At 49.0% G+C, this 15,408-nt stretch carries 15 protein-coding genes and 1 other annotated feature; of the genes, 14 read left to right on the forward strand and 1 reads right to left on the reverse strand.

The features are described 5' to 3' along the window. Positions 1 to 7 precede the first annotated feature (7 nt). From zwf to gndA, 4 genes are read left to right on the forward strand one after another with little or no spacing between them, the layout of a single operon-like run. Positions 8 to 1,534: a glucose-6-phosphate dehydrogenase gene (gene zwf, locus D7Z26_RS01390; RefSeq protein WP_120974341.1), complete on the forward strand. Its 1,527-nt coding sequence runs from the start codon at positions 8 to 10 to the stop codon at positions 1,532 to 1,534. After that, positions 1,512 to 3,506, forward strand: a complete 1,995-nt coding sequence (gene tkt, locus D7Z26_RS01395) for a transketolase (RefSeq protein WP_233566545.1) — start codon at positions 1,512 to 1,514, stop codon at positions 3,504 to 3,506. Before zwf ends, tkt begins: the two co-directional genes overlap by 23 nt. Positions 3,507 to 3,540: 34 nt before the next feature. Next, a complete protein-coding gene (gene fsa / locus D7Z26_RS01400; protein ID WP_120974049.1) occupies positions 3,541 to 4,206 on the forward strand; it encodes a fructose-6-phosphate aldolase in 666 nt (221 codons plus the stop codon). 35 nt (positions 4,207 to 4,241) lie between these two features. After that, positions 4,242 to 5,651, forward strand: a complete 1,410-nt coding sequence (gndA, locus tag D7Z26_RS01405) for an NADP-dependent phosphogluconate dehydrogenase (RefSeq protein ID WP_120974051.1) — start codon at positions 4,242 to 4,244, stop codon at positions 5,649 to 5,651. An 82-nt stretch (positions 5,652 to 5,733) separates the two neighbouring features. On the opposite strand, the gene D7Z26_RS01410 is transcribed toward gndA, so the two are convergent. Continuing rightward, positions 5,734 to 6,354, reverse strand: coding sequence for an NAD(P)-dependent oxidoreductase (locus D7Z26_RS01410; RefSeq protein WP_120974053.1), 621 nt, complete (start codon positions 6,352 to 6,354; stop codon positions 5,734 to 5,736). A gap of 159 nt (positions 6,355 to 6,513) precedes the next feature. Continuing rightward, positions 6,514 to 6,776 (forward strand) — a binding site (T-box leader). 101 nt (positions 6,777 to 6,877) lie between these two features. On the opposite strand from D7Z26_RS01410, the gene asd reads away from it, so the two are divergent. The 10 genes from asd (at position 6,878) to D7Z26_RS01460 (ending at position 15,371) form a co-directional block, all read left to right on the forward strand. After that, the gene (gene asd / locus D7Z26_RS01415; protein WP_120974055.1) at positions 6,878 to 7,963 is read left to right on the forward strand and encodes an aspartate-semialdehyde dehydrogenase; all 1,086 of its coding nucleotides are present in this window, start codon (positions 6,878 to 6,880) and stop codon (positions 7,961 to 7,963) included. A gap of 417 nt (positions 7,964 to 8,380) precedes the next feature. Continuing rightward, complete coding sequence (locus D7Z26_RS01420) at positions 8,381 to 8,617, forward strand: hypothetical protein (RefSeq protein ID WP_120974057.1); 237 nt, start codon at positions 8,381 to 8,383, stop codon at positions 8,615 to 8,617. Between the two features lie 85 nt (positions 8,618 to 8,702). Then, positions 8,703 to 9,116, forward strand: a complete 414-nt coding sequence (locus D7Z26_RS01425) for a hypothetical protein (RefSeq protein ID WP_120974059.1) — start codon at positions 8,703 to 8,705, stop codon at positions 9,114 to 9,116. 226 nt (positions 9,117 to 9,342) lie between these two features. Beyond that, complete coding sequence (locus D7Z26_RS01430) at positions 9,343 to 9,903, forward strand: stalk domain-containing protein (RefSeq protein ID WP_120974061.1); 561 nt, start codon at positions 9,343 to 9,345, stop codon at positions 9,901 to 9,903. A gap of 78 nt (positions 9,904 to 9,981) precedes the next feature. Further along, the gene (locus tag D7Z26_RS01435) at positions 9,982 to 10,689 is read left to right on the forward strand and encodes a response regulator transcription factor (protein ID WP_120974063.1); all 708 of its coding nucleotides are present in this window, start codon (positions 9,982 to 9,984) and stop codon (positions 10,687 to 10,689) included. An 80-nt stretch (positions 10,690 to 10,769) separates the two neighbouring features. Further along, on the forward strand, positions 10,770 to 11,735 hold the full coding sequence (locus tag D7Z26_RS01440; RefSeq protein ID WP_407643474.1) for a HAMP domain-containing sensor histidine kinase: 966 nt from the start codon (positions 10,770 to 10,772) through the stop codon (positions 11,733 to 11,735). A 10-nt stretch (positions 11,736 to 11,745) separates the two neighbouring features. After that, positions 11,746 to 12,471, forward strand: coding sequence for a cytochrome c biogenesis CcdA family protein (locus D7Z26_RS01445; RefSeq protein WP_233566546.1), 726 nt, complete (start codon positions 11,746 to 11,748; stop codon positions 12,469 to 12,471). A 19-nt stretch (positions 12,472 to 12,490) separates the two neighbouring features. Then, the gene (locus D7Z26_RS01450; RefSeq protein WP_233566547.1) at positions 12,491 to 13,054 is read left to right on the forward strand and encodes a TlpA family protein disulfide reductase; all 564 of its coding nucleotides are present in this window, start codon (positions 12,491 to 12,493) and stop codon (positions 13,052 to 13,054) included. Between the two features lie 11 nt (positions 13,055 to 13,065). Then, complete coding sequence (gene msrB, locus D7Z26_RS01455) at positions 13,066 to 14,169, forward strand: peptide-methionine (R)-S-oxide reductase MsrB (protein WP_199731635.1); 1,104 nt, start codon at positions 13,066 to 13,068, stop codon at positions 14,167 to 14,169. Positions 14,170 to 14,462: 293 nt separating this feature from the next. After that, on the forward strand, positions 14,463 to 15,371 hold the full coding sequence (locus D7Z26_RS01460; RefSeq protein ID WP_325050418.1) for a tyrosine-type recombinase/integrase: 909 nt from the start codon (positions 14,463 to 14,465) through the stop codon (positions 15,369 to 15,371). Positions 15,372 to 15,408: the final 37 nt, after the last annotated feature.

Consider the following 15,408-nt stretch of genomic DNA (forward strand, 5'->3'; position numbering starts at 1 on the left):
AAGGAAGATGGAGCCGACTACAATTGTCTTGTTCGGGGCGACTGGGGATTTAGCCAAAAGAAAAATATACCCCGCCTTATATAATTTGTTCATCGACGGCAAACTGCCGAAAGAATTCTCGCTAGTCGGCCTTGGAAGAAGAGAATGGACCGATGAATCGTTCCAAGCCAACGTCGAGAAGTCTCTTCATCAATTTTCCAGACGCGAAGCGAATGATGCCGGTCTGGTGAAAGAGTTCTTGCGTGCATTCCGGTATAGCGTGCTGGATATCGGCCGACAAGAGGATTACCTAAAGCTGCTTCAATTGGTCGAAAGTCGTGAAAACGAACTTCAAATGCAGCCGAACCGTTTGTTCTATCTATCCGTAGGACCCGAATATTTCGAGCCGATCGCAGCTAATATCAAGGAAAGCGGACTCGGTTCCGCGAACGGTTGGAAGCGTCTCGTCATCGAGAAACCGTTCGGCCATGATCTGAGTTCGGCACGTGATCTCAATCGGAATTTGAGCAAATCGTTCGAGGAACACGAAGTGTTCCGGATCGACCATTATCTTGGCAAGCCGATGGTACAGAGAATGGAATCGTTGCAGCAGGCGAATCCGGTCATTCAAGCTTTATGGACGAACCGGTATATCGCCAACGTGCAGATTACGGCCAACGAATCGGTCGGCGTCGAAGAGAGAGCGGGTTATTACGATCATGTCGGAGCCATACGGGACATGTTCCAGAACCATATGCTGCAATTGCTGATGATGGCGGCGATTCATCTTCCTAACGACAGTACCTCCGAAGAGGTGCGCTTCAAGAAGAAAAAGGTGATGGAAGCCCTCGAGCTGGTGCAAAAAGAGGATGTTATCGCCAACGTGATCCGCGGACAGTACGCAGAAGGCAGCATGCAAGGCAATCCGGTAGTCGGCTATAAGTCCGAACCGGGCATCGCGCCGGACTCCATGAACGACACGTTCATTGCCGCCAAGCTGCAGATCGACAATAACAATTGGCGCGGCGTTCCATTCTACATTCGCACGGGTAAACGGATGAAGGACAAATCGACGAGAATCGTCGTCGAATTCAAAGAGCCGCTTAAGCAAGCATCGACGAAAAGCGAAGACGGCACGGAGCCTAATCTTCTCGTCATCGAGATCGGACCCAACGAAGGCATTACGCTGCAGCTCAACGCGAAGGATCCCGAACATAAAGGATCGTTCAAGCCCGTTCATATCGACCTGCAGGCAAGCCCGCAAAACTCTCCGGAGGCTTACGAGAATTTGATCGGCGATGCGTTGAACGGAGATCCTACGTTCTTCGCGCATTGGGACGAGGTAGAGTTGTCGTGGCAGTGGGTTCAACCGATCCTGGACGCGTTCGAAGAGAACCTCGTTCCTCTTTATCCCTACGCGGCGGGCACTTACGGTCCAGTCGAATCCGACGCGCTGCTCGCGAAAGACGGTTATCATTGGTGGTTCGATGCTAAGCCAGACCCAAATAACGCAATCAAAGAAGGAGATCAATATGCCTACAACTCAAACTATTGAACAATTATCGATCGATACGATCCGAACGTTATCGATCGATGCCATCAACGCCGCCAACTCCGGTCATCCGGGCTTGCCTATGGGAGCCGCGCCTATGGCATACGCCTTATGGTCCGCGCAATTAAATCACAATCCGGGTAACGCCAAGTGGTTTAACCGCGATCGTTTCGTTCTGTCCGCGGGTCATGGTTCCGCTTTGTTGTACAGCCTTCTGCATTTGTCCGGATATCGGGTGTCGATCGACGATTTGAAACAATTCCGCAAGCTGAACAGCTTAACGCCGGGTCATCCCGAATACGGTCACACGGACGGCGTGGACGCGACGACGGGTCCGCTGGGACAAGGAATTGCGATGGCGGTCGGTATGGCGATGGCCGAAGCTCATCTTGCCTCGAAATACAATCAAGCCGGGTTCCCGGTCGTCGATCATCATACCTATGCGCTCGTCGGCGACGGCTGCTTAATGGAAGGTATTTCTTACGAAGCGATGTCCATGGCCGGACATATGAAATTGGGTAAATTAATCGTGTTGTACGATTCCAACGACATCTCGCTGGACGGAGCGCTTAACCTAAGCTTCGGCGAGAATATTCAGAAGCGCGCGGAATCGGCGAACTGGCAATATTTGCGGGTGGAAGACGGCAACGACATAACGAGCATCGGCGCAGCGATCGCGGCGGCCAAGAGCAACGATACGCAACCAACGATCATCGAGGTACGCACGATTATCGGTTACGGTAGCAAGGCCGCGGGAACGAACAAAGTCCACGGAAATCCGCTCGGCAAAGACGAAGCCAAAGCAACCAAACAAGTGTATGGATGGCAGTACGAAGAAGAGTTTACCGTTCCGGCCGAGGTCAAGGCTCATTTCGAGCAACTTAAGCAAAATGGGGCGGCCAAAGAAGCGGAATGGAATCAACTGATCGCTTCCTATACGGCTCAATATCCTTCGCAAGGTAAAGAACTCGCTCAAGTCATCGACGGTTCCGTATCGATCGACGCCGCCGACATCCTGACCTTCGACGCTTCCAAAACCATATCCACACGTGTAGCTAGCGGCGAAGCGATCAATCATTTCGTGAAAATCGTGCCTTCCATCTTCGGGGGCAGCGCGGATTTATCGCACTCGACGATGACGGATATTAAAGGCGAGCAAACCTTCGCGATCGAATCCTACTCCGGCCGCAACGTCTACTTCGGCGTACGCGAGCATGCGATGGGCGCTGCCGGCAACGGCATGGCTTTGCATGGAGGAGTCAAATCGTTCGTCAGCACGTTTTTCGTATTCAGCGATTACTTGCGCCCGTCCATTCGACTGGCCGCGCTACAGAAGCTTCCTGTTATTTATGTCTTTACCCATGATTCCATTGCGGTCGGGGAAGACGGACCTACGCATGAGCCCGTGGAGCAATTGGCCGCGCTGCGCACGATCCCGGGTCTAACGGTCATCCGGCCGAGCGACGCCAATGAAACGGCAAGCGCTTGGGCCTATGCGCTGGAGCAAAAGGAAGGACCGGTAGCCCTTGTATTAAGCAGACAGAATCTGCCGATCTACGAAGCGACCAAAGCAAACAAGCAAGAAGTTGCCAAAGGAGCTTATGTCCTGACCGAAACGAACGATCGGCCGGACGTCATTCTGATCGCTACAGGTTCCGAGGTTTCCTTGGCCGTCAACGCCAAAGCAGAGCTCGAACAGGATAATGTTTCCGTTCGCGTCGTGGCCATGCCGAGCAGAGAATTGTTCGATCGCCAGCCTCAGGACTATAAGTCGAGCGTGCTGCCCGATTCTGCGACGAAGCGCGTAGCCATCGAAGCCGGCATATCGTTAGGCTGGGAACGCTATACTGGACCGAATGGGAAAGTATTATCGATCGATACGTTCGGCGCTTCCGGACCGGGCGGAGAAGTTATGGCCCACTTCGGATTTACCGTCGATCATGTCGTTAGTCTGACCAAACAACTATTGAAGTAACTCAAATTCAACCCATCAAACGGAGGTTATTCACATGAAATTTTTCATCGATACCGCGAACCTGGTAGACATCAAAAAAGCTTATCAAATCGGCGTCTTGTCCGGCGTCACGACGAATCCTTCCTTGGTTGCCAAAGAAGGCGTCAAATTCGAAGACAGAATCGCGGAGATTTTGCGCGAAGTGCCCGAAGTCGAATCGGTTTCCGCCGAAGTTACTCCCGATGCGTTGACGGCTGAAGAAATGATCGCGCAAGCGAACGAACTAATCAAGATTAACAATTTCGATAAAAACATTACGATCAAGCTACCGATGACGCTGGCCGGTTTGGAAGCTTGCCGTTATTTGTCTAAAAAAGGCGTAAAAACAAACGTAACGTTGATTTTCACGGTTAACCAAGCGCTGTTGGCCGCACGCGCAGGCGCTACCTATGTGTCTCCGTTCCTCGGCCGCTTGGACGACATTTCCGAAGACGGAGTTTTGTTGGTTTCCAAAATCGCCGAGCTTTTCCGTACGCATAACCTCGAAGCGCAGATCATCGCAGCTTCGGTCCGTCATCCGGATCACGTGACTCGCGTAGCGATGGCAGGCGCGCATATCGCCACGATTCCTTTCTCGGTCATCGAGCAAATCTCCAAGCATCCCCTGACGGATCAAGGCATGGAGAAATTCGCGGCAGATTGGAAAAAAGCGGTACAATAAAGAGATAAGCCGGAGAGGATAGGGTGGAACCTACTATGAGCAAACAACAAATCGGCGTGGTCGGCTTGGCCGTCATGGGGAAGAACCTTGCATTGAACATCGAGAGCAAAGGATTCTCGGTTGCCGTATACAATCGTTCGCCGGAAAAAACGAATGAACTGTTGGAGGAAGCGAAAGGAAAAAACTTCGTTGGCGCTTACAGCGTCGAACAATTCGTCCAATCGCTCGAAACTCCGCGTAAAATATTGATTATGGTCAAAGCGGGACAACCGACGGACGATACGATTAATCAGCTCGTACCGTACCTAGATCAAGGGGATATTCTGATCGACGGCGGCAACGCGTATTTCCCCGACACGCAAAGAAGAAACAAAGACTTGCAAGCTCAAGGCTTCCGCTTTATCGGAGCGGGCGTGTCGGGCGGAGAAGAGGGAGCTCTTAACGGTCCCGCGATCATGCCAGGCGGACAGAAGAGCGCGTATGAATTGGTGGAGCCTATCTTGACCGCGATCTCGGCCAAGGTAAACGGAGATCCGTGCTCAACCTATATCGGAGAAGACGGCGCCGGCCATTACGTCAAAATGGTGCACAACGGTATCGAATACGGCGATATGCAGCTTATCGGCGAAGCCTATCACTTGTTAAAGGATGTTTTGCGCTTAAACACCGACGACTTGCATGAGATTTTCACCGAATGGAACAACGGCGAGCTGGACAGCTATCTGATCGAGATTACGGCGGATATTTTCGCGAAGACCGATCCGGAGACGGGCAAACCGATGGTGGATGTCATTCTGGATTCGGCCGGGCAAAAAGGAACAGGGAAATGGACGAGTCAAAGCGCGCTCGATTTGGGAGTTCCTTTGTCCATTATTACCGAATCGGTATTCGCTCGGTTTATTTCCGCGATGAAAGAGGAGCGCGTGGCCGCAAGCAAGAAGCTGTCCGGTCCTGAGGCATCCGGCTATGACGGAGATGCCCGCGAATTCGTTGAGGCCGTTCGCAAAGCCTTGTATGCCAGCAAGATCGCTTCTTACGCCCAAGGCTTCGCTCAGATGAGAGCTGCGTCCGACGCGTACGGCTGGGATCTCAATTACGGCGGTATCGCGATGATCTTCCGCGGAGGCTGTATCATTCGCGCAAGATTCCTGCAAAATATCAAGGATGCTTACGACCGCGATCCGGCTCTTACGAACCTGCTGATGGACGATTACTTCAGCGAAGTCGTCGGCAATTATCAGGAAGCTTGGAGAAAAGTCATCGCGATCGCCGTAACCCGGGGAATTCCCGTTCCCGCGTTCGCTTCCGCATTGGCATACTACGACAGCTATCGCACGGAACGTCTGCCTGCGAACTTGCTGCAAGCGCAGAGAGATTATTTCGGAGCGCATACGTTCGAGCGGTTGGATCGGAAGGGAAGCTTCCACTTTCAGTGGATGGAATAAATTCCTTACTTAAATAAGTATAAGCACGCTGCCCTCATGGGCGGCGTGCTTTGTTAATACGTACGGATGTGCGAGGCAGAACCTAGTAGCTGATCCCGACGCGAGCGCTTATGAATTCCTTGTTGCGTAACTGATGAAAGGCGAATTCCGCCGTATCCGCAACGGAGATGCTCTCCCCGCCGACAGGTAAGCGATCGCGTTCGATCCGGTAATTGCCCGTATAGGGACCATCCGGCAAGTATGTCGGACATACGATCGTCCAGTCCAAGCCGGATTGCGCGATCTCCTCGTAAAACCGATGATGTTCCATTGCCGATCTCGTCATCTTGCGGCGAGATTCGGACGATTCATAACGAAGTCGACCAGGCTCCGCGCGGCTGTCGAGAATGCCGGCCGTTCCGATCGAAATCAATCTTTTAATGCCATTAACTTTCATCGCCTTCACGAGTAACGGCGCAGTTACCGACAAAACGTTTCCCCCGTCCGTGCTCAGGGCGCTTATTACGGCTTCCGCGCCTTCGGAAGCTTGAACGAGATGCCGAAGGTCGGTCGCGTCTCCCTTGAGCCATGTAAATCTATCGTTAACGGCATTAATTTTGTTAGGATCCCGAACAAGGGCACGCATCCGATGATCGTCGGCTAACGCAAGCTTAAGCCATTCCTGTCCGATGCGGCCGGTAGCGCCCAATACGCAAATCAACATGGTTACCTCCGATTGAAATAACAAATTCATTTACTTCTTCATAGTATAGCGAAAAATAGCGCGACAACGACGACAATCGAAGTTACACTCAAGATTCGCTAATTATTTAAATAAAATGCTTTACCGCGCTGTCGCGATTTGATAATATTATCGCAATGATGAAATGCGACGAAGAGACGAGTAAATAAAGGTCATTCTTTCACAGAGAGCTCCGACGGCTGAAAAGGAGCAAAGAATTCTTTATTGAACAAAGACTCCGAGCAGCGCGTCGGAACCTCTATACGAGGGGGTGGCGCGACAGGAGCTCCTGTTACAGAGCTAGAGTATAAGCATGGCTAGGTTATGCCGTACTCGAAGAGGCGAAAAGGGAGACCTGTTCGCAAACTGGGGTGGTACCGCGAGCCAACAATCTCGTCCCTAAGACAATCGTCTTGGGGGTGGGATTTTTTTGTTACCGAAGCTTGCATGTAATAGAGGAATACACTACATTAAACCATTACAATTCGAAAGGATTTGAATACGGATGACGGAAAAATTGAAGGCAGGAATCGTTGGTGGAACGGGAATGGTCGGGCAGCGCTTTGTCGAGTTACTCGATGGACATCCTTGGTTTGAGGTGACGGCTATCGCGGCCAGCGCCGGATCGGCAGGGAAAACCTACGAGGAATCGGTGCAAGGCAGATGGAAATTGACTAGCCCGATCCCGGAAAACGTAAAAAAGATCGTCGTTCAAGACGCGTCGAAGGTTGAAGAAGTCGCCGCTTCCGTCGATTTTATTTTCTGCGCGGTCGATATGAAGAAGAACGAGATTCAAGCGTTGGAAGAAGCCTACGCCAAGACCGGTACGCCCGTGATCTCGAACAACTCGGCTCATCGTTGGACGCCCGATGTCCCGATGGTCATTCCTGAAGTAAATCCGGGGCATATCGATGTTATCGCCGCCCAAAGAAAACGTCTTGGAACCTCGACCGGTTTCATCGCGGTTAAACCTAACTGTTCTATCCAAAGCTACGTGCCGATGCTTAACGCCTTGCTCGATTACAAACCGACCAAAGTAGTCGCTTCGACGTATCAGGCGATTTCCGGAGCCGGCAAAAATTTCTCCGATTGGCCCGAAATGCTCGATAACGTCATTCCATACATCGGCGGGGAAGAAGAGAAGAGCGAACAGGAGCCGTTACGAATCTGGGGCAGCATCGTGAACGATCAAATCGTGAAAACCAGCGCGCCGCTCATTACGACGCAATGCATTCGCGTTCCGGTCCTGGATGGACATCTGGCAACCGTCTTCGCTTCGTTCGAGAACAAACCTTCGAAAGATGAAATTCTCGATCGCTGGCGCCAATTCAAAGGCCGTCCGCAAGAGCTTGGCTTGCCTAGCGCGCCAAAGCAATTCATCACCTATTTCGAGGAAGAAAACAGACCTCAGACCAGGCTGGATCGCGATATCGAGCGTGGCATGGGCGTGTCGGCCGGACGATTACGCGAAGATACGATTTACGATTTCAAATTCGTCGGACTTTCGCATAATACGTTGCGCGGAGCGGCGGGCGGTGCCGTCCTCATCGCCGAATTGCTGAAAGCGGAAGGTTACATCCAAGCCAAGTAAGCAATTTTGGTTCTACTGCTCCAATTTTGACGACGCTTCACGGATCATCATGAATAATTTCGGAGCGGATTACGCACAATAGTTTGGACGGTGTAAGAGAGGTGTGGTTCCATTGGACCAATTGGTGCAAGGGCTGCTGGAGGAACTTGTCTAATCACTTAGCCTAGGAAGCGAGGGGTTGTGCCGCAGAGTATCTCTGAACACAAGAGTACCCAAGTGATCCATTATAGCGAAGTGTGATGTCTAAGACTCAACAATCAACCACCGTCGAGAGAAGGAGCCTGTCATGGGCTCCTTCTTTTCGTTTAAATCAATCGTCCGAAATTTTCCCGACGAAGTACCCCCTCAAAATACGAAATCACATCGAATATTATAAATATATAATGTGAGCTGGAATGCTAGAGAGGTAGGGAAATTATGAATAATGCTGTGAAAAAAATTCATTACATAAACGAGAACGAAGACTTTAACATAATGGCTGCATATCAAATGAGAATAGCTGAGAACCAAAAATTGCTTGATGAGATCCACCGATTAAATGGCAAACTCAACGATTTGAGTTTTGAATTAATAAAAGCACAAGATGATGCAAACAATTACCGCGATATGTATCATGCGCTTCGTCAGGGGAATTATTTACTCATCCCTAAGTGAGGGGCGTATTTTACCCTTCGATCATCACTCTGAAATTGTGATATGATTGCTATAATTTAACATATTGTGGCGGCGAGGGGTTTGTATGAAAAAGTATTCGCTTCTGAGTTTTCTTACGATATTCCTGTTATCAGGATGTGCTTCCGAGGAACTCCCGTTAAAAATGGAAGTAAGTAATATTGAAGTTTATTCTCTATCGGTAGATCGAGAAAAGACTTATATTTTAACCATTTCCGATCCCAACGCAATCAATGGGATTGTTTCCGAACTAAATAAATTAACCAAGACCAACTTTAATGATCCGGAGCGCGGAGGAAACAGATATGAAATTCAATTTAGGAATGAAAAGGAGGAAAAGGTATTTGAATATAATGATTTAGTTGAATTCGGCGGAAAAATATATACGGAAGAATCGGCGGATAAAGGGAAAGTTTGGTCTGTAACCGACAATATGTCACGTAAATTGCTCGGCGATAATAGAAAACCGCTAGAGTCTTGAAATCATACACTAAAAAGGAGCATGTGGAGGACAAAAACAACATACATGCATTCAGGTCCGCGTGGAGCGCGGATTTTTTTAGTTTGTGGATGTGAGTTCTTGTTGTTCGCTCAAGATAAGAACTTGAACTCTAATCTTAATACAATCGTAATAATTTGCTTAGAGAATCGTAAGCAGTTTAGCTTACTCTGCATTTGCAAGATAAATAATATGGAGTGTGATAACGATGATTAGAGGAACAAAAGGCAAGATGTTCATTCTGCTGGCAGCACTTGTACTATCGTTAACCTTCGCCGGATTGGCGAGCGCGGCCACGCCCAAGACGATCAAGAAAGATGGCATGGAACTTGTTCACCTGAGACAAGCCGCAGATATGTATGGCTACAGCGTGAAATGGGATGCCAAGGAAAAGTCTGTAACATTGATTTACTCGGGCAAAATGATGGATGACAAGATGATGGACAACAAGATGATGGACAACAAGATGACGGACAACAAGATGACGGACAACAAGATGACGGATGACAAGATGACGGATGACAAGATGATGGACAACAAGATGACGGATAACAAGATGACGGACAACAAGATGACGGACAACAAGATGATGGACAATAGTATGAAGCAAGGTGGAAAAACCATTAAATTATGGATCGGGTCAAAAAAGATCACGGTGGATGGCAATCAGGTTAAACTGGATTCAGCTCCTGTGCTTTATCGCAATAATACCTACGTTACCGCGGCATTGGTAACGAAATATTTGAAGCCGGCTTCGATGATGGAATGAAGATACCGCCGAGCCGAGCGATCTTATTATGGTATGATCAAGTTACTTGATCTTATCGGATGTTAGGAGTGGGGCGGATTGAACGAGCGCGTACTGGTCGCTGATGACGATACGAATATTACGGATGTATGCCGCAGATATCTGGAACGAGAAGGATATCTCGTTATGACCGCAAGTGACGGCTTGGAAGCGCTGGAACTATGGTCCAACGAAAAGCCGGACTTGATCGTGCTCGACCTCATGATGCCCCATAAAGACGGTTGGCAAGTGTGCAAGGAGATCCGTCAAGCAGAAGATATACCGATCATCATGCTGACCGCGCGCGGAGAAGAACAGGATCGGTTGATGGGGCTGACATTGGGCGCGGATGATTATCTGACGAAGCCCTTCAGTCCAAGGGAGCTCGTTCTTCGCGTAAGGGCCATTTTGCGCAGGGTACGGCACATTCAACCTGCCCCTAGCGCTGCTTCCGAACTCACGATCAAATACGAGGATATTACCATTCACGTTGGCAAACGTAGAGTTGAAGTACGTGGGCAGGCGATTGACTTAACGGTTACGGAATTCGAAATGCTGCATTTGCTAGCGAGCCATCCGGATCAAGTATTCTCCCGAAGTCAGATTCTGAGCAAGCTGTGGGATTTCAGCTATGAGGGAGATACGACCACAGTGACCGTGCATATTCGCAGATTGAGAGAAAAAATCGAGCCGAATCCCTCGGAACCTAAATATATCAAGACGGTCTGGGGCATTGGCTATAAGTTTGCGGGTGAAGCCAACCCATGAAGTTAAGAACGAACTTATTGCTGGCCAACCTTACAGGTATCGGCGTTTTATTAATCTGTTTATTTGTCAGCTATTCCAAAATGCTGCTTTCAATCGAACAGCTTTACTGGCTATCCAGTGTAACGGCCGGTATAGGCCTGCTCTCTTTCGTCCTGCAGCATTTACTAACACGTCCTTTGGAGAAATCGATTGCTCGGATCACTCAACAGACCAAGAAAATTGCCGAAGGAGATTTCCATACGGAAGTCCCATCAATTGGCCCGCTGGAATTTAAGATCTTAGCACAACAGTTCAACGAGATGAGCCATAAATTGAAGGAAAGCTTCGACAATCTGTACAGCTCCGAATCGGCGCGGCGGGAATTGATCGCGAATGTTTCTCATGATTTGCGGACGCCCTTGGCATCCATTCAATCATTCGTAGAAGCGTTGGAAGACGACATCATCAAGGATAAGGAAACCTTCCAGCGTTATCTACACACGATTCGGTTGGAAACTAGACGGTTGGGCGGACTCATTCATGACTTGTTCGAGCTCTCTAGCATGGAAGCACAGGGGGAAATATTCGACCCGCAGCCTTATCATATGGATGAGCTCCTGATCAGCACCTTGGAAAGCTTCTCGCTGCATCTGGCGGAAAAGCAACTTAAGGTTGAGATTAAGATGCCGGATAGACTGCCTGCCGCCATAATGATGCCCGCTCAAATCAAGAGGGTCCTATCCAATCTGCTGCAAAATGCCATTCAATATTCCCCTATCGGAGGGAAGATCGTGTTAACCGCCGAGGATCAGTACGATTCCTTCTTGAGGATTTCCGTCGCCGATGAAGGCGAAGGAATTGAAGCAGCGGACGCTTCCCGCATTTTTGAACGGTTTTACCGGGTGGATAAATCTCGAAGTAAAAGCAGCGGAGGAGCCGGGCTGGGGCTTGCCATAGCTAAATCCATCGTTCAGCTCCACGGAGGCGAAATCGGCGTGCGAAGCTCCTTAGGAGCAGGAAGCTGCTTCTGGTTTACGCTGCCGATCTACCGCAATACAAAGCTATAAATACCAGGCGGTGATTGAAATAGCAGGCGATCATTTATTCCTCTTCGGCGTATTTGCCGCAGGGCTGTTATCGTTTTTTGCCCCATGTATTTTGCCGCTGCTTCCCGTGTATATTGCCTACTTATCGGGATCCGGCGCGAACGGCGTGAACTCAGGGACGATCAATTCCGTTTCCCTTCGACTCCGGCCTGTTCTCCTATTAAGGACACTGTTGTTTGTCCTTGGATTATCTACGGTGTTCATTTTCCTCGGTTTTGGCTCCGGGACGATCGGTACCATGATTACAAGCTCTCGATTCATCGCTGTCAGTGGAGCCATCGTCGTACTGTTCGGCCTATATCAGACGGGATGGATCAAGCTTTCTTTGTTAGAACGAGAAAGGAAGGTTTCCGCAGATCGCATCGACAAGGGGGGATATATCGGCGCTTTTCTGCTCGGGCTGACCTTCAGCTTTGGTTGGACGCCTTGCATCGGTCCGGTGCTGGCGGCCATTCTCAGTATCGCAGCCGGTGAAGGCTCTCCAGCTTACGGTGGCTTCTTGATGCTTATCTATACGCTGGGATTGGCGATTCCCTTTTTGTTGATGTCTGTATTTTCAGATTTTATTCTCTCGCGGATCAGACGGTTGTATAAATTCATGGGTATTATCAAGGTTATATCCGGCTGCATTCTCATCCTGATGGGAATTGTGCTTATGACAGATCGACTCAACACGATTGTCGTGTGGTTTCAGTAAATGGCTGGGGGTATGAAGGGTGAAGATCTCAAAGCAACTGACGAAATATTTGCTGACAGCCGGAGTTCTGATTGTTTTTCTATCCGCATGCGGAACCAAGGAAACGATACAAAGTTCCGCAAATGGAGAAGCATCCATGACAAGCGTCGGGATGATGAATAAGGGAGAGGCCGCACCCTCATTCTCCTTAAGCGATCTGAACGGCAAACAAATCCGGCTTGCGGACTTCAAGGGAAAGAAGGTTTACTTGAAATATTGGGCATCTTGGTGCTCGATCTGTCTGGCGGGGTTAGAGGACTTGAATACGTTGGCCGGTCAAGAAAATGGATTCCAAGTGGTTACGATCGTCACGCCGAAATATAAAGGAGAGAAATCCGCTAAGGATTTTAGCGAATGGTTCACCAAGCAGCCCTATCACAATATTACCGTGTTGTTGGACGAGGACGGGGTGTGGGCGAAGAAATTCGGATTACGAGGGTATCCGAGTTCCTATTATATCGGCTCTGACGGCATTTTGGTCAAATCATCCCCCGGTCATGCCTTCAACGACATGATCACGAAGACATTCAAGGAAATAAGGTGAGGAAGGACGGGATGGTTATTAGAAACGTTACGTTAGGCTTATTTCTGGCCGCCATAGTCCTGATGCTGTCCGCTTGCGGGCGCATCAGTGCCGAGCATGCTAGGCAGGATGCAGTGGGGACTACGACGACTCGGTCCGACAAGACAGCTCAGATACCCGAATCCGAATTGCGCGACTTGTACTTGGCTGGCGGCTGCTTCTGGGGCGTGGAAGCATATATGTCTCGCATCAAAGGTGTTTATGACGTAACTTCAGGTTATGCCAACGGTGAGGGCGAGAACCCGACTTATAAAGATGTGATCCGGGGTGATCGCGGTTTCGCCGAAACCGTTCATGTGAAATACGACCCGAAGCAAGTCACCCTGCAGAAGCTGCTTGCCGATTACTTCCGGGTAATCGACCCCACTAGCGAGAATAAGCAAGGGAATGACCAAGGTATTCAGTATCGAACGGGAATATACTATACCCATGCCGAGGAAGCAGAAGTCATTCAACAAGTTGTGTCACAGGAGCAAGATAAGTACACCAAACCGATCGTCACCGAGGTATTACCTCTGCGGAACTATTATCTGGCAGAGGAGTATCATCAACATTATTTGGAGAAAAATCCGAATGGGTATTGCCACATCGATCTAAGCATTCTGAATGAACAGGAAATCGTGATCGATCCCTCGCAATATCCGAGACCGACCGATGAAGAATTAAAGCAAAGGCTAACGAAAGCCCAGTATGCGGTTGCCGTCAACAATGATACGGAACACGCGTTCACCAACGATTACTGGGATAATAATGAACCGGGCATTTATGTGGATATCGCGACCGGAGAACCTTTATTCTCCAGCAGGGATAAGTATGATTCCGGTTGCGGGTGGCCGAGCTTCACGAAGCCGATCACCCCGGACGTCGTTACCTATCGTGATGATACTAGCTTCGGGCTGGTTCGAACAGAGGTGCGTAGCCGGGCAGGCGACATTCATCTCGGCCATGTGTTCGACGACGGTCCCGAAGATCGCGGAGGGAAACGCTATTGCATCAATAGCGCATCTATTCGATTCATCCCGATCGCGCAGATGGACAAAGAAAACTACGGATACTTGATACCTGTGGTGGAATAAATGAAGCAAGCCGCTTGCCTGATCGAACCACGCCCTAATGCCGCATGTGGTCGATCAACGCATCGCGGCTTTTTTTTAGCTTATGGGGAACATATGTGCTATAATAAGTGCGCCAAACACGTATTTTGCGCACTTTCGTTTACAAGCGATTTAATATGCGCAGAACGGACATAATCCTACAAGTTTAATGCTGAAAAAAAGGGTTTTACGATGTTTAATGACATTAAATTACATCCAGAAGAGAGATACATACATGAATGATTTAAGTGCACGCAATGACTAGAAATTACGACTTGGAAGAAATTTATGCAACCCCGTTGGAAGCCTTTACGATATGGATGAAACAATCCGGATATACGAACGCAACGAAAAAAGAGTATTTGAGGGAAGTTCTTGATTATCTGCACACCTTGAATGAAAGACCGGTACAAGAGGCGGGTAAATTGCAAGTTGTAGGATTCCTAGTGTCAAAGCAGGGAACGGCGGGAGACAAAACGAGGAATCGAACGCTCTCCGCGATCAGGTCGTTTTACGCGGCTTTAATCGATTTTGAACTGGCAACGAGGAACCCTGCATTAGAAGTGAAAAAGTCGAAAACGGAGAAAAACAAAATTCCGGTCTACCTGGAAGAAAATGATCTGGAAAAAGCGCTTAGCTATATCGAAGGTCGTTATCGCGATCGAAACTTATCTTTATTTCTCTTAATGGGTTATTGCGGACTGCGTGTAGGCGAAGTGCACCGAATAAACCTACCTCATTTCAAGAAGGCGAAAGGGACATTAGAAGTGTTAGGGAAAGGGAGGAAATGGAATGAGATTCCGCTTCCTGAACTCTTGGTACAATGCCTCTCCAAAGTTGAAAAGGAAAGAATCAAGCCAAACAGCCAAAGGGAAGAGGCATTTTTCGTTTCCCAGAAGGGGAGAAGGCTTTCCATTCGACAAATACAAAAAATCGCAACTCAGATTTTTGACGAGCTTAAAAAGAACAACCCTCATTTGATGGATATGAAGTTATCCTGTCATAAACTAAGGCATTCCTTCGCAACGATGCTTCTGAACAATAACGTGGACATCCGAGTCGTTAAAGAGCTGCTAGGTCATGCCTCCATTGAAACGACGATGATTTATACCCATATCAATGACGAACAAAAACGCAATGCCATGACCACGATCATCGTGCCGCAAGTCGCAATACCTAAATAAACGAGTTCAAGAGACGGCCTGGATCTTATTCCGGGCT

This window comes from Cohnella endophytica, from assembly GCF_003628305.1.
Lineage (GTDB): Bacteria > Bacillota > Bacilli > Paenibacillales > Paenibacillaceae > Cohnella > Cohnella endophytica.